The sequence below is a fragment of the Changpingibacter yushuensis genome (assembly GCF_014041995.1).
GTDB lineage: Bacteria > Actinomycetota > Actinomycetes > Actinomycetales > Actinomycetaceae > Changpingibacter > Changpingibacter yushuensis.
Genome location: NZ_CP059492.1, coordinates 2,122,857 through 2,144,723 on the forward strand (window position 1 = coordinate 2,122,857; position 21,867 = coordinate 2,144,723).

At 56.7% G+C, this 21,867-nt stretch carries 14 protein-coding genes, 1 tRNA gene and 2 pseudogenes; 8 read left to right on the forward strand and 9 right to left on the reverse strand.

Annotation, left to right across the window (positions count from 1 at the left end; translation table 11 throughout):
* Positions 1–36 precede the first annotated feature (36 nt).
* Positions 37–744 (reverse strand): TetR/AcrR family transcriptional regulator, encoded by a 708-nt coding sequence (locus H2O17_RS09265; RefSeq protein WP_220456752.1) that lies wholly within the window; start codon positions 742–744, stop codon positions 37–39.
* Positions 745–930: 186 nt separating this feature from the next.
* On the opposite strand from H2O17_RS09265, the pseudogene H2O17_RS09270 reads away from it, so the two are divergent.
* Positions 931–2,604 (forward strand): annotated as a pseudogene (locus H2O17_RS09270) (oleate hydratase); the annotation flags it as partial.
* Positions 2,605–2,785: 181 nt separating this feature from the next.
* On the opposite strand, the gene H2O17_RS09275 reads toward H2O17_RS09270, so the two are convergent.
* On the reverse strand, positions 2,786–3,367 hold the full coding sequence (locus H2O17_RS09275) for a TetR/AcrR family transcriptional regulator C-terminal domain-containing protein (RefSeq protein WP_182049414.1): 582 nt from the start codon (positions 3,365–3,367) through the stop codon (positions 2,786–2,788).
* A 234-nt stretch (positions 3,368–3,601) separates the two neighbouring features.
* Here H2O17_RS09275 and H2O17_RS09280 point away from each other — a divergent pair, with 234 nt between their 5' ends.
* Positions 3,602–4,585 carry a DUF5692 family protein gene (locus H2O17_RS09280; protein ID WP_182049415.1) on the forward strand — a complete coding sequence of 328 codons (984 nt, stop codon included), beginning with the start codon at positions 3,602–3,604 and terminating at the stop codon, positions 4,583–4,585.
* A gap of 68 nt (positions 4,586–4,653) precedes the next feature.
* Here the strand turns inward: H2O17_RS09280 and tpx are convergent, their stop codons facing one another.
* Positions 4,654–5,151, reverse strand: a complete 498-nt coding sequence (gene tpx / locus H2O17_RS09285) for a thiol peroxidase (protein ID WP_182049416.1) — start codon at positions 5,149–5,151, stop codon at positions 4,654–4,656.
* Between the two features lie 39 nt (positions 5,152–5,190).
* Positions 5,191–7,446, reverse strand: a complete 2,256-nt coding sequence (locus H2O17_RS09290) for an exo-beta-d-1,3/1,6-glucosidase (protein WP_182049417.1) — start codon at positions 7,444–7,446, stop codon at positions 5,191–5,193.
* A 344-nt stretch (positions 7,447–7,790) separates the two neighbouring features.
* Between H2O17_RS09290 and H2O17_RS09295 the strand changes: the two genes are divergently transcribed.
* The 3 genes and pseudogenes from H2O17_RS09295 (at position 7,791) to H2O17_RS09305 (ending at position 9,994) form a co-directional block, all read left to right on the forward strand.
* Complete coding sequence (locus H2O17_RS09295; protein WP_220456753.1) at positions 7,791–8,477, forward strand: TetR/AcrR family transcriptional regulator; 687 nt, start codon at positions 7,791–7,793, stop codon at positions 8,475–8,477.
* Positions 8,478–8,593: 116 nt separating this feature from the next.
* Positions 8,594–9,106, forward strand: a pseudogene (locus tag H2O17_RS09300) (transaldolase family protein); the annotation flags it as partial.
* A gap of 300 nt (positions 9,107–9,406) precedes the next feature.
* Positions 9,407–9,994 (forward strand): GNAT family N-acetyltransferase, encoded by a 588-nt coding sequence (locus tag H2O17_RS09305; protein WP_182049419.1) that lies wholly within the window; start codon positions 9,407–9,409, stop codon positions 9,992–9,994.
* A gap of 109 nt (positions 9,995–10,103) precedes the next feature.
* On the opposite strand, the gene H2O17_RS09310 is transcribed toward H2O17_RS09305, so the two are convergent.
* The 3 genes from H2O17_RS09310 to H2O17_RS09320 form a co-directional block, all read right to left on the reverse strand.
* Positions 10,104–11,054, reverse strand: a complete 951-nt coding sequence (locus H2O17_RS09310; RefSeq protein ID WP_182049420.1) for a hypothetical protein — start codon at positions 11,052–11,054, stop codon at positions 10,104–10,106.
* A 761-nt stretch (positions 11,055–11,815) separates the two neighbouring features.
* Positions 11,816–11,889: transfer RNA gene (locus tag H2O17_RS09315), tRNA-Met, on the reverse strand.
* A 346-nt stretch (positions 11,890–12,235) separates the two neighbouring features.
* Positions 12,236–15,172, reverse strand: a complete 2,937-nt coding sequence (locus H2O17_RS09320; RefSeq protein WP_281363084.1) for a UPF0182 family membrane protein — start codon at positions 15,170–15,172, stop codon at positions 12,236–12,238.
* A 254-nt stretch (positions 15,173–15,426) separates the two neighbouring features.
* Between H2O17_RS09320 and H2O17_RS09325 the strand changes: the two genes are divergently transcribed.
* A complete protein-coding gene (locus tag H2O17_RS09325; protein WP_246311216.1) occupies positions 15,427–15,963 on the forward strand; it encodes a PPA1309 family protein in 537 nt (178 codons plus the stop codon).
* Positions 15,964–15,979: 16 nt separating this feature from the next.
* On the opposite strand, the gene H2O17_RS09330 is transcribed toward H2O17_RS09325, so the two are convergent.
* On the reverse strand, positions 15,980–17,092 hold the full coding sequence (locus tag H2O17_RS09330; protein WP_246311218.1) for a YlbL family protein: 1,113 nt from the start codon (positions 17,090–17,092) through the stop codon (positions 15,980–15,982).
* Between the two features lie 141 nt (positions 17,093–17,233).
* Between H2O17_RS09330 and H2O17_RS09335 the strand changes: the two genes are divergently transcribed.
* Both H2O17_RS09335 and H2O17_RS09340 read left to right on the forward strand, forming a co-directional pair.
* On the forward strand, positions 17,234–18,625 hold the full coding sequence (locus H2O17_RS09335; protein WP_182049422.1) for a zinc-dependent metalloprotease: 1,392 nt from the start codon (positions 17,234–17,236) through the stop codon (positions 18,623–18,625).
* Positions 18,626–18,696: 71 nt separating this feature from the next.
* On the forward strand, positions 18,697–19,647 hold the full coding sequence (locus tag H2O17_RS09340; RefSeq protein ID WP_182049423.1) for a hypothetical protein: 951 nt from the start codon (positions 18,697–18,699) through the stop codon (positions 19,645–19,647).
* Positions 19,648–19,768: 121 nt separating this feature from the next.
* Here the strand turns inward: H2O17_RS09340 and H2O17_RS09345 are convergent, their stop codons facing one another.
* On the reverse strand, positions 19,769–21,769 hold the full coding sequence (locus H2O17_RS09345; protein ID WP_182049424.1) for an ATP-dependent DNA helicase UvrD2: 2,001 nt from the start codon (positions 21,767–21,769) through the stop codon (positions 19,769–19,771).
* Positions 21,770–21,867 lie beyond the last annotated feature (98 nt).

Below are 21,867 nucleotides of genomic sequence, written 5' to 3' on the forward strand. Positions count from 1 at the left end.
TTCCAGCCTTCCACGCCACACCTTTGAAATCCAGCGCTAGTTACGCTCCTGAATCAGAGCTTTGGTCAGGAGCGTAACTGCCCTGCGGATAGTCACTGGCAGATCCCGCACGTCCGAATGCCCAGCCCCCACCTTCACAATGTCAACGAAGATTGTGGCGTAGATCGTGTGGGCGAGGTCCGAAAGTGTCAGATCGGGATGCCGCGGCATGGCCTTGCGTGAACTGAGGATTCTGAGAATCGCTTCCTCCGTCTTTGCCACTTGACTTGCCGCGGCGTTCTGACGCTCCGGAGAACCGAACAGTGCCTCACGTTCGTAGGCAATCATATTTTCGGGATGCTCCATAGACTCACGGGCAAGCGGATGCAGCATTCCTAGGATCGCTTCCGTGACGTCCCCGGTTTCGCTAGTTTCATTCAGGCTCAGCGCCACGCCTTCTTCGAACTTTGCATTCATCACTGCCACCAGCAGCTCAGCCTTAGAACCCGCATAACGAAACAGAGTTCCCGTGCCTACGTCAGCTCTTTCCGCAATTTGCGCTGTGGTAACAGACTCGTATCCAAATTCGGCGAAGAGGTCACTCGCAGCGGCCATGATGCGATCACGCTTCTCCGCCTTCTTTCGTTCCCGAAGCGTCAGCCCAACCACCGCCGCAGTTTTCGCATTCGTCTGCACCACTTGGCACCCCGTACTCCCCTTTTTGCCCGCTATCGCAGCGGTTTCGCGCCACTTATCTTCGAGCACATTTTAATCCATGCCCGCACATTGTCTGAAGCGACGACGTCGTGAACCACATCCTTCCCGGCAGGTCCTATTTGGAGTGTGCTCCGTTTGGAGTATAGTCCGTTTCGAGGTGTGGCGGTTGTCTCTAAGACCAGGGATCATGCCACGCACTCGATTCCATAGAACAGAGACTCCAAGAAGGGACATCCAATGACTCGCAGAGCATTCATGATCGGAACAGGAATCGGAAATCTGGCGGCGGGTATTTACCTAATCCGTGACGGCGGTTGGAAGGGCGAACAGATCACCATGCTGGGCCTCGAAACGCACGGAGCCAACGATGGCCAAGCAGCGGCCGATTTCGAATCGGAGTATGGGCACCACTCGCTCTCAAATAACGCGGGCTTCCTCAACCGTGGCGGACGTATGCTCAATGAAGAGACGTATGAGAACTTCTGGGACGTCATGGGCACGGTTCCGTCACTGGATAACCCCAGTATCTCCGTCACAAAGGAGATACTGGACTTCGATCACGCCCACCCCACAAAGGACATCGGACGCCTCATTGACTCGCATGGACTGCGCGACCACGGCCCGAACTCTTACATCCACATGCAGTTCACCAATAAGGAGCGGTATCTCTTAACAAAGCTGATGATGCTTCCCGAATCTCGTGAAGCCGAACTGGATGACATGTCGGTTCAGGAGTGGTTCAAAGAGACTCCGCACTTCTTCACCACCAACTTCTGGTGGATGTGGCAAACCACTTTCGCCTTTCAAAAGGTCTCTTCAGTGGCTGAACTGCGGCGATACATGAACAGGATGATTCTCGAGTTCTCGCGAATCAACACCCTAGAAGGTGTAACCCGCACGCCCTACAACCAGCAGGAATCAGTGATCCTCCCGATGCGCGCGTGGCTCAAAGACCGCGGAGTCCAATTCGTCACCAACCGCAAGGTCACCGAGTTCATATTCAAGGACACTCTCCTTCGCGATGAAATAACCGTTGTTGGGCTGAAGTACGAGGAGGTGGACAACGCTAACAAGGAAGGGACTATTGAACTCACAGAGGACGACCTTGTGTTTGACACCAATGGATCCATCACTGACTCCACCTCTATTGGCGATCTCGACACACCAATCGTTGAGGACATGCGTTACGCGCCTTCGGCGCTGTTGTGGAAACAGGCGGCCCAGCACTTCTACAACCTTGGAAACCCAGACAAGTTCTTTGGCGATCGAAGTCAGTCAGAGTGGACAAGCTTCACCGTGACAACCAAAGACCACGCGCTTATCAATGAGATCTCGCGGCTCACTAAGCAACTGCCCGGAAATGCACTCAACACTTTTGTTGACTCAAACTGCCTGCTCTCCCTCGTAGTACACCATCAGCCCCACTACCATGCGCAAAAGCCTGAAGAAGGCGTGTTCTGGGGTTACGTGCTATACCCACGCAACACTGGCGACTTTGTGAAGAAGCCCTTCATTGAGATGACCGGCCGAGAGATGCTCTTGGAATCTTTGGGGCACCTTCAAAAGTTGGATTCGACGGCGAACCCCATCTCGGAACGAACTGACGAACTCATGGAGACGGTCATAAACGTCATACCGTCCCACATTCCATACGCTTCAGCGCTGTTCAACCGAAGGACAACCACAGATAGACCCTTGGTTGTGCCAAAGGGTTCCACGAATCTCGCATTCATTAGCCAGTTCTGCGAAATGCCATTCGACATGGTGTTCACCGAGCAATACTCGGTTCGCGCTGCACAGGTAGCGGTGTACACACTGCTAGGACTCGACCTTCCATTGACCAAACTCCATCACTACGAGAAGAACCCGAAGATCCTGGCACGGGCAACACACACCATGTTCCGGTAGTTAGGAGATGTGGTGGCCGGACCTACTGAACTGATGTTACGACGTCGAATCTGAGTTCGACAGCCCATTCTTCTAGAAGTAGTTCTGGCCACCACCCCACACAGCTCCGCTGCGCCGATTGAACGCAAGAAGCGGGCTACCGGAGAACCAACACCGGAGGCACAGTGCTTCCGACCTACAACTAAGAGTGCGTTACAGCGGATCCGGCACCAAACCGCTCTAAGGAAGCGCGCACGCTCCCGCGCAAGATGAGTTCAATCCGGGGAACCAAATCAGCTGGCTCCTCCCTCATCCCTCCGGCAAACCAATGGAGCAGATGGCCCAACACGATCATCGCGTAGTGATCGATCACAAAGGTGCGGCTCTCCGGCTCCAGCTGCAGATCCCCTTCGAGTTCTGCCACAATAGCCGCAGTCATGCCTTGGAACTGATGCATGAAGAACCGTTCCAGTTCGCGGTGGCTCAACGAGTTGATGGTGGCGTACGTCTGTTCCCGATTGTTCTTCATATATGTGAGCATCTGCTGGAAGCCCTGCGCCCACTCGCTATAGCTGGCGTGGGCCATGATGTGATGAGCGATGTCGCGTTCAAAGACCCACACCGCCAGTTCGTACACGTCTGCGAAATGGTAGTAGAAGGTCTGGCGGCTCACGCCTGCTGCACTTGTCAGACCAGCCACGGTGATCTTCGAAAGAGGGCGTGATCGCAGCTCTTCCTTTAGTAACGCACCCAGTGCGTCTTGCGTGGCGTTCGCGTTTGACATTTCCGCCGAACTCCTCGTCATGGTTACTTACTGCCGAATCATTCTGGGCACTTAGTCCCATCGTGGGTGAATGTTCGCGCCTGACACTACTGCATTTCTGCCCCGGCTTTCACACATCCGCAAATCTGTCTATGTGGGACAAGTAGGCCGGTCACATACGTTTGATGTGAGAGAGTCACCGCCGATTCTCGGAACACATCAAGGGGCTCGGAACACATCAAGGGGAACGTTGTCATGTTTTTATTTGAATCTATTCCATGGTACTCATGGATCGCATGGTTTGCCGTGCTGGGTGCGCTCATTGGACTCAATGAAGTAACTAGGCGGTGGAAAGCCGGCGGAATCCTCCTTTTTATCGCTCTTCCCATTATTCTCACGCTTTTTGTTTGGCCAACCACCGCAGGCGCTGGCTCGTCCACCGGAACCTGGTTCCACTGGGTGAAGGTCTACTCCGCTCTGGCTGGCTGCCTTGGTTTCATGGCTATCCGCTACTTCCCTCGCGTCGCAGCGAAGAAGTGGGTTTTGTGGTTCCCACCGGCCATCTTGGCTATCAACATCATCGAAGCTTGCATCCGTGATTTCCAGGTGGGCTCCATGGGAGCAGACGGGATCGTGGACGGCGTCCACATGCTCTCGGGTCCGTGGAACTGGATGAATGGCATTGCCGGACTCATTAACCTGCTGACCATCTGCGGATGGGTCGGTATCTTCATCTCCCGCGACAAGTCAAAGGACATGATCTGGCCTGACATGTTGTGGTTCTGGATCATTGCGTACGATCTGTGGAACTTCTCCTACGTCTACAACTGTGTAGGCGACCATTCCTTCTACGCTGGCGCCGCTCTGCTGATCTCCTGCACAATCCCGGCATTCTTCATCAAACGAGGCGCATGGCTGCAGCACCGTGCACACACCCTTGCGCTGTGGATGATGTTCACGATGGCCGTCCCGGCCTTCGTAACTGATTCACAGTTCGCAGTACATGCTTCCGGCAAGCCTGAAGCCCTGTTCACAGTTGCCGCACTGTCTCTGACCGCCAACCTCTGTGTGCTCGTTTATCAGCTGCGTACGATTCGGCGCCATCGCCTCAATCCGCTTCGCGACGAGCTCTACACCGAACTGACCAAGTACAAGGAAGTAGTCGCAGAGAACATCGCGGATACCTCCACCATTTCTACTGGTGTAACCGCACCGGCAGACGAACTAGCCAGACGCTGAGCGCAGACTCGGCTGGCACATACGTGAGGGCCCGGTGGTTGACCGGGCCCTCACGTTCGTTTTCGCTATTACGCAAGCGCCGCGATGGCGGCATCGTAATCGGGTTCAGTGGTGATTTCTGGAACCAACTGGGTGTACACAACGGTGCCATCCCGGTCCAACACCACGACCGATCGCGCCAAGAGGTTCGCAAGCGGCCCATCCACCTGAGTAATACCGAAGTCCTTGCCGAATGTGGACCGGAAACTGGAGCCGGTCACGACGTCGTCGATACCTTCAGCAGCGCAAAAGCGCCCGGCCGCAAATGGAAGATCCGCCGAAGCACACACCACCACGGTATCGTCGAGTGAGGCGGCACGCTTGTTGAACTCACGCACGGAGGCCGCACACGTGCCGGTATCCAGGCTTGGGAAAATGTTGAGAATGATGCGCTTACCAGCGAACGACCCACTGGTGACGTCCGCAAGGTCAGATCCGGTCAGCGAGAACTCAGGTGCCTTCGCACCCACTGCCGGCAACTCACCAATTGTCTGAACGGGAATTCCTTTGAATGTAACTGTAGCCATGCGCCCATTTTGTGCACACGGCCACAGCTACGGCAAGGGTCAGCGACCTTCAACTACCTCAAAGCGAACAGCCATGAGGTCCTCAGAGCGTGAAGAGCAGCCGAGTAACAGATCGAATTCGCCTGGTTCTACTACCCTGTTCTCGTGGGCATCGACAATCCCTAGGTCCGCAACGGGGATCTCGATCTGGACCACGCGGGATTCCCCTGGGAGCAGCTCAACTTGCCGGTAGGCCTTCAGTTCCTTGTCTGTCCAGGAAACCGAAGTCACGAGGTCAGAGACATATGCTTGAACCGTCTCCACTGCCGTGCGTTTGCCTGTATTTGTGACCGTTACGTGGGCCCGCACCACATCCAGCTCGCCCACGACAGGCTGATCGATTCGCGCATCCGAGTACTCAACGCTTGTATATGAGAGGCCCTGACCAAACGCGAACGCCGGGGCTTGAGTCAAATCTGCATAACGGTAGCCGTGCTGACCCCGAATCTGGTTGTAGTACGTGGGCTGTTGCCCGACGTGCTGCGCAAAGGAGATCGGCAGGCGGCCAGATGGTTCTATGGCGCCCAGCAGGATTTCAGCAATCGCATTGCCGCCCTCCATTCCCGGGTTTGCTACCCACAGCAAGGCCGCAGCACGGTTCACAGACTCAGGCAGCACAAGCGGCTTGGAGGCCAGCAACACAACCACGACGGGCTTTCCTGTGGCGATGAGGGCATCAAGCAGTGCAATCTGACCGCCTATCAGTTCGAGCGTGGCCGTAGACCGAGCCTCTCCAACAAGCTCTATTCGATCTCCCACCACAGCGACCACGACGTCCGAATCCTCGGCATTAGCCACAGCTTCAGCGATCATTTCCTCATCCGGCAGTTCGGCAACCGGAACCGGAGGAAACGGTTGGCCATCCGGGAAAGTCCTACCAGAGGAATCAGGCTCTAGCCGAAGGATCTTCGCACCTTGTGAGTAGGTCACCTCCCATGATTCAGGAGTCTGATTCACCAAACCGTCGAGCACGGTAGTGATCAACTCGCGAGGCTGCCCCTCCATCATCCAATCGACTTGGCCAGACGAACCGGCCCAGTCTCCCAGCTGTGTTTGGGCGTCGTCGGCAAGAGGACCGACGACGGCGATGCGCTGCGTAGTCGGTTCCAAAGGTAGTGTTCCATCATTTTTCAGAAGCACCACGGACTTGCGGGCAACCTCGAGATTCAGCTGACGGTGTTCACGAGTTCCAATGCGGGACGCAATAAGAGTGGGATCGGAGGACGGTTGGCGGGGATCCTCGAACAGACCCATCTCAAACTTGACCGTCAGAATATGGCGGACGGCGTTGTCGAGGTCGGATTCAACCAGTAGCCCCTTCTCAAGAGCCTCCAAGGTTCCTTCGAAGAAGGTGGGCGTGTTCATAATCATCTCATTGCCCGCTTTTACTGCGGCAGCTGAGGCGTGTGCGATATCAGGCTGCACGTGCTGCTCCCAGACCATGCGACCTACGTTATCCCAGTCTGTAACGAGCACGCCGTTGTAGTTCCACTCACCGCGCAGCACGTCTGTGAGGAGCCAATCGTTGAGAGTGATAGGTACGCCGTCTGTGGACTGGTATCCAAGCATGAAGCTGCCGATCCCGGACTTGGCCGCCCGTTCAAACGGCGGGAGGAACCACGAACGAAGCTTCCGATGGGAGATGTCTGCTTCCGAGGCATCGCGGCCGCCCTGCGTCTCTGAATATCCTGCGAAGTGCTTGGCAGTTGCCAGAATGGCCGTCTTGTCAGCCAAACCGTCACCTTGATATCCACGCGCCAAGGCTGTGGCTAGATCCCCAATCAGGAGCGGATCCTCGCCAAACGTCTCATTGATTCTGCCCCATCGCAGATCTCTCGCGATGCAGAGAACTGGTGAGAAGGTCCAGTGAATGCCCGTTGCAGCGACTTCAACCGCAGTGGCTCGGCCAACTCTCTCGATCAGTTCTGGATCCCAGCTTGCCGCCATTGCCAACTGAGTAGGGAAGATGGTTGCTCCGCTCCAAAAGCTGTGACCGTGAATACAGTCATCGGCGATGAGCAAAGGAATGCCAAGCCGTGTTTGCGCAGTGAGCTTTGCTGCTTGGAACACCTTTTCCGGCGAGGTATGCAGCAAGGAACCCGCCAGCTTGTTGAGGACCTCATCTTCGACGTCGCCTCGAGCATCAAGTTGGAGCATCTGCCCAACCTTCTCCTCAACTGTCATTCTGGCCATGAGGTCCTCAACCCGGTCAGTGACCGAGTTGGAGCTGTCCTGATATGGGAGTTTGTGGTCCATCAACTAGTCCTTCAATCCAGAATCCGTGTGTCGTCATTGACGGAAACCAGCGCTTGAACACCGCTGGGGGTTGGCAGCCAGCACGTGGGATCGATGAAAGTGAGAAAAGCATCCTCGTCGAAACCATTTACTTACTGACTGTCAGTAATTGAAGTATAGACTATCCACTAACCCATCCCGTGTGCAAGAAACTCCCGTCCACGCGACCCGCGACATGCTGGATTCTTTCGCACTACATGAACCACACATGCGAGCCCCTGCTAGGGGCCGCATCACTCACGTTGCTTGGGTTCGACCAATGACAATCGTTTGCGGTACCAAGCACCGACATGGAGAATTGGCCCGTGCCCCCTCGTCAGAAAACCAACACATCCCACACAGAACGCAAGGCAGCGCCGCCCCACCGGGCGCTCAAGCCTCGCCCTGAGACGCTTGAGAAGCGCGCCGAGATCCTGCGCGCAGCTGTTGAAGTATTTGGCACCAATGGGTACTCCCAGGCCACACTTCAAGAGATAGCTGAACGAGTCGGAATGACCCACGCCGGAGTACTTCACCACTTTGGAAGCAAGCAGCAACTTCTCCTTGAGGCAGTGCGCTACAGGGACACACACGACCTACCCAGACCAGCCGTCGACCATATGCCGCAAGGGCTAGAGCAGTTCCGGCATCTCACCCAAACCGCCGAGCTGAACATGCAACGCCCCGGCATCGTCCAAACCTTCGTCACTCTCAGCGCGGATGCGATCGCCAACAACGGTGCCACCCGCGAATACTTCGAGTCGCGATACAGCACCCTGCGCGATCAGATTACTGAGAACTTCCGGGCACTGTGTGCGCAACGCGGAATCGCATCCAACACCGCCGAGATGGCCGCAACATCCATCCTCGCGGCCATGGATGGCATTCAGTACCAGTGGCTAATGGACCCAGACGGCGTTAACTTGGCCGCGACCACTGACTTCGCCATACAAGCGATCGTGCGTGCGGTGTTGGACCCTGCGCAATCGACCGAAGAAGCGACCGCCGAATAGGCCGGGCTACAGCGCGTTCTTGCCACAGCAGGCGGTTCCCCAGTCACTGGGCGGGAGTCTTGCCGGCGGAACGGCGATGACGTTCTGCGCCACGGGAACCTTGCGGACCGCAGGGCGCTGATCAAGCCGTTGAGTTCTCCGAACTTGCTCCCAACATCGTTGTGAAGGTACCTGCAACAAAGACCGGTATTGAGGCTATCGAAGATGCCACTTACCGTGGCGCCTCAATGAACGTCACAGTATCCTTCTCCGTCCCTCAGGCTGTTAAGTCTGCCGAAGCCATTGAGCGTGGCCTTCGTGCTCGCCTGCTGAGCGCTGCGTTCCGCAACGTTCTCCAATGGTCTGAGTTCCAGGGCGGCGACGTCGTCGTTTCCCCGCCATTCAAGTGGCAGAAGATCATCAATGGGTCTGACTATGAACCAGTAGCTCGCATGGACGTTCCAGTGGACGAACACTACATTGAGCAACTGCGCCGAATCCCCGATTTCAACCGTGCATACGATGTGGATGGGATGACGATCGAGGAGTTTGAGACCTTCGGGCCCACCGCCAAGACACTGCGCCAGTTCCTCAACGCAGATGCGGACCTCGACAAGCTGGTTCGCGACATCATCGTTCCGGAGCCGTGATAGGCAGCGCAACTTCTTCACACCAACGGATTGTTCTCATGCAGCTGGCTCCATAACTTGCTGGAGAGCATATCTTCATTGCAAAGGACGCCACCGTTCCCCCTACTAGGCGGGCACGGTGGCGTTCCTTGCTGTTTACTGGCGTCGGTAGTGTTCAAGACGCCTGATACCGCCGGTTGGATACGCTCCAACTCGGCAGGACCCTCACATACTGGAGGGGTCTCGCAACTAGGTATTAGAGGGACCCTCAATCACGCGGTTCTGGGATGCTCCCCATCCAAGTCGTGTAGCATCTGCGCCATGTCTGCGGTCAGGATAGAACCAGCATCGGCGTCCCATTTCGATGACGTCCAGTACGCTCTGTCGGGTGGCGGCGACGGCCGCAGCTGTCAGTGCCAATGGTGGATGATGAGAAGCTCGGAATGGGACAGTACCACTAAGGCCGAGCGTCAGGAACGGCTACGTTCAGAGATGCACGCGGACCTCGCCCCCGGTTTGGTCCTCTACGTCGACGACGTCGCAGCTGGTTTCGTACGCGTTGGGCCTCGCGCTACGCACGTTAGGCTCGCTCATTCCCGAAAGATCGCGCCACTATCCACGCAACCGTGGGAGGATCCAGATGTCTGGACTGTGAGCTGCTTTGTAGTTCGCAGGGAGTTCCGCTCATTGGGCCTCACAGCTCTGCTACTTGACGAGGCGATTGAGTACTCACGAAGCCACGGCGCCCGTGCCATTGAGGCGTATCCGGTTGACGTCTCCGGCGGAAAGTGGCGTTCCAATGAACTATTTCATGGCACGCTCGCAACGTTCATAGCTGCAGGATTCCACGAGGTAGTCCGTCCGCGCCCCACTCACGTGATGGTACTTCTTGACTTCAGCCAGACATAACCCGGTGCCGCTGGCGGCGTCATCCGCAAGGCCTGCTGGGAATATGGCGCGTGGTACGACGTCGCCCATCTGGAGCTCAACCTGACCCCTGACCGGGAAACCACCAACTCTATTTGGGAAAGAGCATGATTGATGCGGGCGGCCAACCCACGAGGGCTGTTGGGCCGTGGCTGGTGATCCACGGGGTGCACGACGTCGTCAAGTATCCCCAGAACGATAAGTGGATGCCCCGATATTTCTGGGAGACTCCCGCAATGTCAAGGTCTACCCACGTGGCAGGACGATGGTTCCAGGGGAGGATTGCTCCGGGACGGCGGTGCGGGAATCTCTCGACCAACCGAGCCCAATCAGCGGGCCCGTTAATTTCGGCGATACCTTCGGTGGGCATATCGACTGGCGTTCGGTCGAGCTCCCGCACTGATGGAACAGACCAGAAGTCATCAACCGCGACATCAGCAAGGCAGCGTGCAACAGAGGGTTCCGTATTATCATCTGAGGGCTCAAGATAGGCGCACCAGTCGCGTGGAGCCGTTAAGAAGAGATTCCTCAGATCAATTTCGGGGAAATTCTGGTTCATCGGCATCGTACGGACATACGGAAATCGCTGCGCGTCGCCGCCGGTTGGGTCACGAACGGCACGAGGCTCTGGATAGGTGGAGGCGCATCGTGATAGCGACGGCGGCTGTGCCGATGCCATATACGGATATGCGAAACTGGGACTCGACTGCGACCACCAATTGGGCTTCCCCACCTGTATCGTATGCGCTACTGGCTGGATCAAGTCACGTAGCCATTCCTGATCGAAGCTCTCACATCCCACAACCGAATCGATCGCCGTCTGAATGGAACCGAGGCTCTCCCTGAACATGAGATACAGGTCAGAAGCATCGGACTCCAGCAACGCTTGTAGGTGCGCCAGCCCCTCAGCGTCAATCGGACGAGCATGTGCGGTGACAAAGCGTGCATCGGCCATCGGATGGATCCCAGCGGGTTGCATCACGTTGAGGCACACCCACTGCCCGACGATACTGTTGAGCAGCTCGTCATTCTTTCCACTCATAGCTCACGTCCCACATGCTGGAAGATTGTTGGGATCGCTGAGCGCAGTGGCGGCCGTTGTGTATATGCACCCGTTATATGAGACAACTTTGACTCCAGTTGTTGCGGCCCAATCGGTCTTCTTCGTGTTCGCGAATGCCCTCGGTATTGTGTCTATTCTCCGTGACCAGTTTATGGAATTACAACGGGCGAAAGGACACGGATCATGATCACTGCGAAACCGAGAAGTGAAAGCACTGAGAGGATGATTCCAATGTACGTTAGTCCCTTTGTGTTGGAACTGTCGCGGAGCTCTTTCTTGGCGAACCAAAGAGATAGTAATGCCGGAAAGGGAATGTAAGAGTAGGGGACACTCAATAGACCCCATGCGAAACTGGCCCATGCTTTATGAGGAGCCCTTGGATACGAGACGGTGGATGTGAGATCCTGCATGTCTTTTCCTCTCTCGAGCACGGTGTCTATGAGACGGACTTGTCTCTGTCGATACATTAACTCTCGTTTTATGAGTACCAAGAGAGATGGCTTGAGAATTGAGCTTTCTGGATATCTAAACTAGTTCTGCTGGCAACCATTCAGAGTGTCGATCACTTCGCACTGGTATCTATCGTTGCTCACAGAAGAAGCGCAAGCATCGGATGGGATCGACTGGAGCAACGTCTTGCTGAAGCCACCACCAGAACACGATGCGGGTACTTCTGTATCTTCAGTAGAAAAGCTAACAGCCCTTGATCTAGGAAATCCTAGATCAAGGGCTGTTCTTAGTGGCGGGGGCTGGATTTGAACCAACGACCTCCGGGTTATGAGCCCGGCGAGCTACCGAACTGCTCCACCCCGCGTCGGCTTATAAAGTCTAGCACGCCCCTTCTTTGAAGGTTTACCCCCTCGGGCGTGGGCCTACTCACACCATTGAATCATGGGTTGAGTGAGACCATCTGAATCACGATGAGCAGGCTTAACCCCCGTCCTGTGCCACCGCAGGAATGCGCCGCATCCAGCCTTTGCCTCTTTTCCGCATGCCCAACCCACGCACACACCCCGAGCGACGGCCCTTGACACGACGAAGCCCGGTGGCGGCGGAATCTCTTCCGCCGCCACCGGGCTCACCATATCCGCCGCACGGCTGGCAATCAGCCGGCAACAGTCACCAGTAGCAACTAGCCTGCAGCAGTCACCAGATCCTCGTCAGTTGCCGTCGATCTCCTGCTGGGCGGCTACCGCGTCCGCGATAGCTGCCTGAAGAGCATCCTGCGCTTGGCCGTAGGCCGTCCAGTCACTGTTTGCCATGGCATCGTTGGCCGCGTTCAAGGCATCCTGTGCATCGGACAATGCTTGGTCAAGGCGCACCTGCGCACTTGCCGTGGAGTCCGATGTAGCGGACTCGCTTGGAGAAGGCGTAGCGGTAGCGGTCGCATCATCGGTCGGCTCGGCCGTTGGCGTGGAATCACCCTTATCCACGCTGGCGTCACCCGCTGAAGCACCTGAATCGCCGCCGAAGGTCTGATCAAGAGCTTCGTCCAGAGTGGGAGCAAATCCGATGTTGCCATCACCAAAAGCGGTCAGTACATACTGAACCAACGGATACGTAGTACCAGATGATGCACTCACATACACCGGCTGGACATAGAGCAGGCCACCGCCCACAGGAAGGCTCAGCAGGTTGCCCATTTCCACGGTGGTACCGCCTTGGCGCAACAGGTTGAGAGTCTGTGAGACGGAGGAGTCGGTCAGGAAGTTGTTCTGCGCCTGGCCAGGGCCAGGAACCGTTGAATCGCGCGGCAACTCGAGCAATCGCAGCTTCCCATAGCCGTCCCGGACTTCGCCCGCTGTGTCACCAGCATTCGAATCAACTGCCAAGAATCCCGTCATCACATTTCGCTTGGTAGTACCACCGGGCACAAAGCTCGTAGTCAGTGAGAACTGTGCCGAATCCTGTGTGGGCATCTGGATCGTGAGGTAATACGGCGGCTGAAGCTCCGTGGTGGTACTGGAAGTCGCTGTAGTGGTCGAAGTTTCCGTGGGCTCATTCGGAACGTTCCAGAAGTCTCCACCGGAGTAGAACGAAGCAGCGTCCGTCACGTGATACTTCGTGAGCAGCGTGCGCTGCACCTTGAAGAGATCCTCCGGATAGCGCACATGTGAAAGCAGGTCGCCAGACATCTCTGAGACTGGGGTAATCATTCCCGGGAAGATGTTCTCCCAAGCCTGAAGAACCGGGTCAGAATCGTCCCACTCGTAAAGAGTCACAGAACCGTCATACGCATCCACAACTGCCTTGACAGAGTTGCGCACGTAGTTGACTTCGTCCTCGCCTCCATAGATTGAAACGCCAGTTGACTGGGCATCTTCCGTAGCACTGGAAAGCGAAGTGCGGGCGGAGTAGGGATAGCTGTTGGACGTTGTGTATGCGTCAATGATCCATACCAAACGCTTCGGAGTGGAGCTATCACCATCCATGTCCACAACAGCGGGATACGCCTTGGAATCCAGAGTGAGGTAAGGGGCAACCTTGGCCACTCGCTCGGACGGATCACGATCATAGAGAATCTGAGAATTGGAGGTGACGCGATCTGAGAAGAACATGTCCGTGGACCTGAACTTGATCGCAAACATCAGCTTCTCCCACCAATTCGAGAGCTGAGGTCCACCATCTCCCGAATACGTGGTGAGTACTTGGCCGTTATCCGCCGAATCATCTGGGAAGTCAATCTCCCATGGATCTGTTCCGGCCGCGGCACCCACGATCGAATAGTCAGGCGAGTTCTCGCCAAAGTAGACGCGCGGTTCGTAATCTCCCAAAGATCCCACAGAAGGAATGTCGCGCTGGAAGAACGAAGGTGCGCCGTTAGCGGTGGTGGTGTTGCCGTATGCGGCAGCGATTCCATATCCGTGGGTATACACGGTGTGGTCATTAACCCAGGTGCGCTGAGCAGAATCCAAACCATCGAGGTTCAGCTCGCGCACTGCCAAAACGGTATCGCGCTGCGAGTCATCAATGGTGTAGCGGTCAACCGAAAGATCATCGGAGAAGGCGTAATACTGACGGTTCTGTTGCAGCTGGTTGAACGTGGGCGAGACGATGGTTGGATCGAGCAAGCGAATCTGCGTGGTGGTATCCGCATCTTCGCGCAACAAACCAGCCTCTGCAGAGGCGTCAGCGGTATAGTTCTTGGTCTCCACATCGTCTAGGCCATATGCCGTAAGTGTGGCATCGATGTTTCGCTGAATATACGGAGATTCCATTTCCACAGCGTTGGGAGTCACCCGGAAGTTTTGAACCAAGGCCGGGTACGCCCACAGCACCACAAGGCTGGCCACCAAACCAACCGAGATGCCTGTCACGGCGAGCTTCCACAGGCCCTTAATCGCAGCAACCACGAACAGGACCGCAACGAGCAATGCCGCAATTGCGAGCACAGTGCGGCCAGGAAGAGATGCATTGATATCGGTGAACGACGCTCCGGCGAACTTCGAGTTATCTGCCAGCAGCATGTCGTAGCGCCCCAACCAGAAATAGCCGGCGACGACGATGGAAGCGACCGCTCCCAGCACACCAAAGTGGACCTGAGCGCGCTTGGTGAGCCTGATCTTCCCGTTTTCGGAATCAATCCCGCCATACACGTAGTGGCCCACGACTGCAGCAATCGCGCCGAGCACCAGTAGCGTCAGGATGAACGACAATACCGAATGCAGTACGGGAAGCGTGAACACATAGAAGCCCACATCCTTACCAAACTCTGCATCGGTTGTACCGAAGGCTGTGCGATTCAACCAGGTCAGGTACGTGCGCCATTCGCCGGCCATCGGTGCACCGAAGATGAAGCCGATGAAGAGCGGCACCAGGAGGCGCGAGATCCACGGGTGGTTCTCAACTTGACGGCGGTACTGAGAGGAACCACCGCGCGGCGTCGCCAGATCTTCGATCGACTCACGTGGCTTGGCGACGCGGAAACTGACATAGGTAACTATTCCAACAAGGAGCGTTCCCACTACTCCAAGCAAGAGACTCCAGCCCCATTGCTTCCAGAAGACCTGTGCAGCATCCAGTTGTGAGTACCACCGAGCATCGGTCCACACAGAGGAAAGGATGGTCAAACCAATGAGTAATGCGGCCAACACCACCAATGTGGGGATGAAAACTCCAGTTGATCGCCGAGTTGAGTTCGGTTGAGGCGGACGGGGCGCGTGGGACGTGGACAAACTAATACCTCGAGAATCTTAGGAAAACCCCAGTTTGGGGGCCCGATAGGGTTTCCCCATAAATCTAGCCGAATCGTCAGGGTAATCACAGGAGCCTACGCTTACCGAATACATTCAGACTTGCGGATTCGCTCATTGTTTTGCCATTGGTACCCCTTGTGCATCAGAATCGTGCCGTGACGTCAAGGCAACAATCCATAAAGGAAGCGGTCCGCGAGATCGAAAGCTACGTCTCCACTTTCGGGTGGGACGGTCCTGTGCGCATCTTCGCGCTCATTCGTTCTGCTGATGCGCTTGCTGACCATCCAGAACTCGCGAATGAGCTCCCAGCAGATGTGTCTCTCGAAGCAGCATCGAGCCCTGAGGCCTTCTTTTCGGTAGAGCAAGAGGAGTTGCCACCTGCCGATTCCATTGACCACCTGCTTTCACAGATTGCTTGGCCAGAATCGGTTGCTGGAGCAGCCATCAGCTGTGAGCGAATTACGCTACCGCCAGAAGCTGAGAACGATATTCCCGACGACGAAGCCGAGGCGGAGAAGTTCCTTGCCAGCGATCCGCGCCGCGAAGACGTGCGTATGGTGGTTGGTATTGCTCGGACCGGGGAGTCGTGGTGTGCTCTGCGTTTGCGTTCGCACGATCACGACGACGAGGTGCTGCAATCGAAGGATTTGGTGCCAGAACTCGTCGAGGCACTGCGAACCACGTTCGAATAAAAGAACTCAACCCAGCCTAGCTGGCGCTGCTCGTTCCCGAATCCTCCATAACCATCTCGCAGGTTGTGAGCTGGGATGTATCACCAGCAGCAATTGCCTTGACCGTTGAAATCGACTCATCCAACGTGCGAACTGCGAACACCTGCATTCCCGATGGCTCATGGCCAACTACTTCGCCACAATTAACGGCCGGCGCAAGGAAGTACTCGGCACCTTGGCTTGCCGCACCACGCATCTTGTGCTGAATTCCGCCAATGGCGCCGATCTCTCCGCTGAAGGACATAGTTCCTGTACCGGCGATTTTGTTATCTCCACCCAAGGAGCCGTCGGTCAACTTGTCGTAAATCGCGAGCGCAAACATGCTGCCGGCAGAGGGTCCGCCAATGTTCTCGATTCCGTAGGTGACGTCGACAGGAAACTCAATGTCGCTCGTCTCTAGGTAGATTCCCAGTTGGGAACCGGCATGCGTCCACCCGGTCGAATCCGGTTCGTAGGCAATGGTGGTGACTGGTAGGGACTCTTCCGTGCCATCCCGATCCACGCCAATAGTGACCGTGGTACCCGGATCAATTGTGCCGAGCACTCCGGAAAGGTCGGAGAAGGTGGTGACGTCCGTCGTCGTCGAACCAACCGTAATTGACCTCACCACATCGCCTGCTTTGAACACGTCAGCCGCCGAAGTATCCTCTGCCGCTCCCGTAACCGTGAGGGTCATGGGCACCGTGTAGCCAGCAGCTTCTAGGCCCGCCACTGTTCCTGAATCTTGAGAGCTGCTCATCTGGGCAGCATTGCGCTCGTCAACGTCTGCGGCAGATTCAGACTTCGAATACATCGCGCGAACCGGAATGAGCTGCTGTTCGGTAGAGAGAATCGAGAATAGAGCCTGTGCGCCAGTGACTCCGAAATCCGAGGTCCCTGCGGCGCTCACTGTGGTCATGTAGAACGAGGTGTCCGAATCGTAAGTCTCAGTGCCCTTGATGGAAAGTAGATTGACTCCGTTGAACTCGCCTGAGACGTCCAGCGCGGGACCCGCTGACTCCACTATGTATGCTCCGGGCATCACGAGCCCCACAGCTACAAGAACTCCGAAAGCAGCACCGGCAATTTGAACACGACGACGATCTGACACGTCCCCCATCATGCCGCAGGTAGCTAGGAAATCTCCATTAATGCCCAACGCCCCGAACTTTTCACGCCTGCGGCGTACCCCCGTGTGCTGAGAGGGTCTGACGCTCTAGGCTGGTACTTGAGTAGACACAAAGGAGCCACCATGAGCGAGCCGAGCGACGAACAGAGTCCCGACCAGTGGGAGCAAATGCTACGCGCTGTTCTTGGTGACGAGGCGGCCGAGCAGGTCCTGGCACAGATGCGTGAGCAGGGCATTGACCCAAGCACCCAAATAAACGAGATGATGAATCCCGCCAACTTTAATGCTGTAGTGGCTCAGGTTAAGGCCATGCTCGGTTCGGCCGGTGATGGTCCCGTGAATTGGAAGGTGGGCGAGCAAGTTGCTCGCGAAACCATTCAGAAGCAGCACTTTGACACTCTTGATGCGGCCACCGGAAACCGTGCACGTACCGCACTGCAGACAGGCAACCTTTGGTTGGATCCCGCAACTGAAATTGATCCGTGCGCTGGGCCGAATCAGGCCTGGAGCCGCCTAGACTGGCTCGCTCATTCGCTGCCAACCTTCAAACACATGACCGAACCCGTGGGAGCAAATGTTTCTCGCGCTTTCAGCGAGGCGATGGGAGAACAACTCTCGGAAGCCCCCGATGAAGTCACCGCGATGTTTGGCGGAGACCCCGCCGGCATGATGCAGGGGATCATTGCATCGCTTTTGGGTATGCAGTTCGGAATGGGGCTGGCGCAGCTTGCAGCGATCTCATTTGGCACATCAGACAGCGGCATTCCGCTGGTCGAAGGGCAAACGGCCGCTCTGGTCCCATCAAACATTGCTGACTTCGCTGAGGGGCTCGAAGTTCAAGAAGAAGAGGTCATGTTGTTCGTGGCGGTTCGTGAACAGGCCGCCTCCCGCTTGTATTCGCGTATCAGCTGGCTCCGACCCCAAATCCTCGATACCGTGGCGGCTTACGCCAATGACATAGAGATCGATACCGATTCGATCGAGGAACAGGTTCGAAACATGGGGTTCAACCCCCAGAATCTCCAAGAACTTGATCTGACGAACGTGTTTTCCCCAGAACCCACCGAATCGCAGAAGTTAACTCTTCTGCGCCTTGAGCACCTCATCTCACTTGTCGAAGGCTGGGTGAGCGCTGTTTCAATGCGCGCGGTTGCTGCCCAACTCCCCCACGCCGTTCCGCTCAGCGAGATGTTCCAGCGGCGCAGCGCCACCGATTCCCCCATTAACCAAGTCTTCGGAACGTTGGTTGGCTTGCAGATCAAACCTCGCAAGATTCGTGAGGCCACCCGATTCTGGCAGATGGCCTTCGAGAAGCTCGGCCAAGCGGGCCGCGATGCGCTGTGGGCTCACCCGGACCTCCTTCCCTCTGCTGAAGTGTTGGAGGATCCCAGTTCATTCTTCAGCGGGGCATCCTCGAATGTGGAAGAAGAACTGGATGCATTCCTCAATGAACTCTTAGGTGAGGGCGGCATGGACGGCGATGCACCACACGAACCAGGATATGGGGAGAAGTAGGCGAGCAGATCGCCATCCACATCCTGTGAATCTCTGACGCATGCCCCGTGGCGCGCAACTAGCCTCGGGGCATGCATATTCCACCTGAACTCGGTATCTTTTGGCGCAGCCGGACTGACCTCCAGATTGGGCTCGATCCGCGCGCAGCCGTGGTGGTCGAAGGTCTATCGGTAACAGAGCAGGAGCTCGTCTCCTTCCTCAGCACGCCGCGGACCGAACCAGAGATCGATGGTCTTGCTTCCCGCAAAGGCATCGAAGCTGGCCGAGTGAGCGAGATTCTCATGATGCTCTCGCGTGCGGGTGTGCTTCTGTCCTACGGGACCGATCACTGCGACAAAGCGTTGAAGCTATCCGGTTCCTCCCCGCAGCGGGATCACCACTCCGTGTTGATTGAGAGGCTGGATGTAATGGGCGTATCGATCGGCCTAGCGCTTGCACGCGCGGGCGTGGGTGCGATCGTGTTTCACGATCGCACCCCGATTAGCTCCAGCGACCACCCTGCCCTATATCCAAGGTGGGAAGGGTCCTCGCGCTATCACGGCTTCCTCTTCGCTGTGCGCCAGGTCGCGCCGGGCATTCGAGTGACAGGGGAACCAGACATGGCCGTTCTGTCCGGGTCTCGCATCATCAATCCGAATGAGGCTATGCCGCACATGTTCGCGGGCCTGCCGCATCTTCTCGTGTGGACTGAAGATGTGGACGTATGTGTGGGTCCACTGGTCCAACCGCGCCGTTCGGCATGCGCAGGATGTGTGTACCAACATCTTCTCGAATCAGATCCAGCTTGGCGGCTTCTTCTTCCCCAGGCCCTCAGCGCATCTTCGCTGATCCCGGAGCAATCCTCACTTGCCGCAGCGACCGCTCTATCTGTCCGCGCGATCCTCACGCAACTTGACCATGGCGCCAACCGTATGGAGAACCGGCAGTATCGCATCGCACCACTGCCAGGAAGCATGGTGGAGGTCCAGATACCGCCACACCAAGGATGTGGCTGCACCGCGGAGCTTCCCGAACTGCCGTAAGGTCCTGCGCCGCGCGGACTACACCCCGAAGGAGGCACAAGCTACCTACGGAAAGTCCAAGCTACCTACGGGAGGTACTGGCTACCTACGGAAAGTCCAACCTACCGACGGAAAGTCCAAGCTACCTACGGCTGGTACTGGCTGCCACAATGCTCAAGATGGTTTCTCCCCACGCGGCAAGCTTGGTAGACCCAATGCCCTTGATGCGGCCGAGCTGAGCCAGCTCGGCCGGCTTCGCTATGGCAATGGCACGTAGAGTCGTGTCATGTAACACGGTGTAAGCTGGCCGATCTAGTTCTGCGGCAACGCCAGTGCGCCACTCCATGAGTTGTTCGAGCAGATCCAGATCCTCTGGGTGCTGGGCCGCAAACTCTTCCACCTGAGCAGCCCTGCGCTGGCGGTATGAGGTAGTGCGGGAGACCGGCTTGGCAGGTTGTGGCCACACCGATTCAAGGAAACGCGACATCTTTCGGTTACCTCGCCCGGCGTTACCCTTGGCATAGGAGATCAGGAGGTGTTGCTTGGCACGAGTAATCCCCACATAGGCGAGGCGGCGCTCTTCTGCGACGCCAGCTTCACCTTTTGCCAAGGAGATCGGCATGAGCCCTTCGCTCATACCGGCGAGGAACACAGAGTCCCATTCGAGTCCTTTCGCAGCGTGGAGTGAGGAAAGGGTTACACCGTCCACTTCGGGGGCGTTTTGGAGTTGGGCGCGTTCCTCAAGCTCCTGAACAAACTCGAGCATGGATGCTCCCCGGGACTCCTCAAGTTCGAAGGCAAGGGTATTGAGTGCGTTGAGCGCCTCCCAACGGTCCCGTGCCGCTCCCGTTTGCTCTGGCGCCTCATCGCGCCACCCTGTCTGGCGCAAGACTGTGCGGACATTGGTAGAAAGCTTGCCTTCCACCCCGGAACGCGCAGCAGCTCGCATCGCTACCATGGCCTCGCGCACCTCACGCCGCGAAAAGAAGCGTTCCGAGCCACGAATCGAATAGCCAATTCCAGCCTTAGAAAGCGCACTTTCAAACTCCGCAGACTGCGCATTGGTCCGGTACAGAATCGCAATCTCATGTAAGGGAACGCCGCGTTCACGCAGGTTAGCAATGTGGGATGCGATTCCTTCGGCTTCAGCGACGTCGTCGGCGTATTCATTCCACTGGACAGGAACCGAAGAAGGGAGCTGGGACACGAGGCGCACCGCACCCTCTGACGAATCCGGGGCGATGACTTGGTTCGCGGTAGTCACGATCTGTGGAGTGGAACGGTAGTCCCGCACCAGTTCCACTACCTTGGCCTGCGGATACTCCTGTACGAAATGCGCCAAATAGTGCGAAGATGCGCCAGTAAATGAGTAGATAGTTTGCGAGACGTCACCCACCACACACAGCTCTTTACGATCTCCTAACCACAACTGGAGCAGGCGATGCTGGAGCGGCGAAACGTCCTGATACTCATCAACTACGAAGTGACGGTACTGATCGCGCACTGCACGCGTGATGTCTGGGCGATCCAACAGAATCCCCACCAAGATCAGCAAGACATCCTCAAAATCTATGACATTGCGATTGGTTTTGACATCCTCATAGGTGCGCAGGAGCTGAGATATCTCAGGTGCCGAATAGCCTGCCACAGCAGCGCGGCCCGATTGGGCAGCACGTTCCGCATAGTTTTCCGGGGTAACAAGGGAGACCTTGGACCACTCGACCTCACTCGCGAGGTCCCTCACCGAGACCCTGTCAGTGCTCATGCCAAGCTGGCCTGCCGCTTGGGAAACCAATGACAACTTGTGCTCAGCAATCGGTGGAACGCGTCCGCCTACGGCCGTGGACCAGAAGTATGAGAGCTGGCGCAACGCAGCGGCATGGAAAGTCTGAGCGGAGACCCCCGAAACCCCGAGGTCACGAAGGCGCGAACGCATCTCCCCTGCTGCTCGTGACGTAAAGGTGACAGCCAGAACGTGATTAGGTTGGAAAACTCCAGTGCGCACGCCATAGGCAATGCGATAGGTGATAGCACGGGTTTTACCGGTGCCCGCACCTGCCCGCACACACAGCGGTCCACGCAGAGTTGTGGCGACTTCGCGCTGCTCGGGGTCAAGATGGCTGAGAAGCTCGTCGTTCTCCATAACATCCAAGTGTGACACGGTCTAGGGACACTTCTCCTATGCAATCAACAGGGCGGGGTTCGCGATTAGCGTGGCACAACGTTACCGGCCACGGGCGC

Bases quoted from the DNA above. Each gene is read 5' to 3' on its own strand.
- H2O17_RS09310 (WP_182049420.1), bottom strand. From the start codon at position 11,054: ATGAGTGGAAAGAATGACGAGCTGCTCAACAGTATCGTCGGGCAGTGG.
- H2O17_RS09305 (WP_182049419.1), top strand. From the start codon at position 9,407: ATGTCTGCGGTCAGGATAGAACCAGCATCGGCGTCCCATTTCGATGAC.
- H2O17_RS09340 (WP_182049423.1), top strand. From the start codon at position 18,697: ATGCATATTCCACCTGAACTCGGTATCTTTTGGCGCAGCCGGACTGAC.
- tpx (WP_182049416.1), bottom strand. From the start codon at position 5,151: ATGGCTACAGTTACATTCAAAGGAATTCCCGTTCAGACAATTGGTGAG.
- H2O17_RS09275 (WP_182049414.1), bottom strand. From the start codon at position 3,367: ATGTCAAACGCGAACGCCACGCAAGACGCACTGGGTGCGTTACTAAAG.
- H2O17_RS09280 (WP_182049415.1), top strand. From the start codon at position 3,602: ATGTTTTTATTTGAATCTATTCCATGGTACTCATGGATCGCATGGTTT.
- H2O17_RS09345 (WP_182049424.1), bottom strand. From the start codon at position 21,769: ATGGAGAACGACGAGCTTCTCAGCCATCTTGACCCCGAGCAGCGCGAA.
- H2O17_RS09335 (WP_182049422.1), top strand. From the start codon at position 17,234: ATGAGCGAGCCGAGCGACGAACAGAGTCCCGACCAGTGGGAGCAAATG.
- H2O17_RS09290 (WP_182049417.1), bottom strand. From the start codon at position 7,446: ATGGACCACAAACTCCCATATCAGGACAGCTCCAACTCGGTCACTGAC.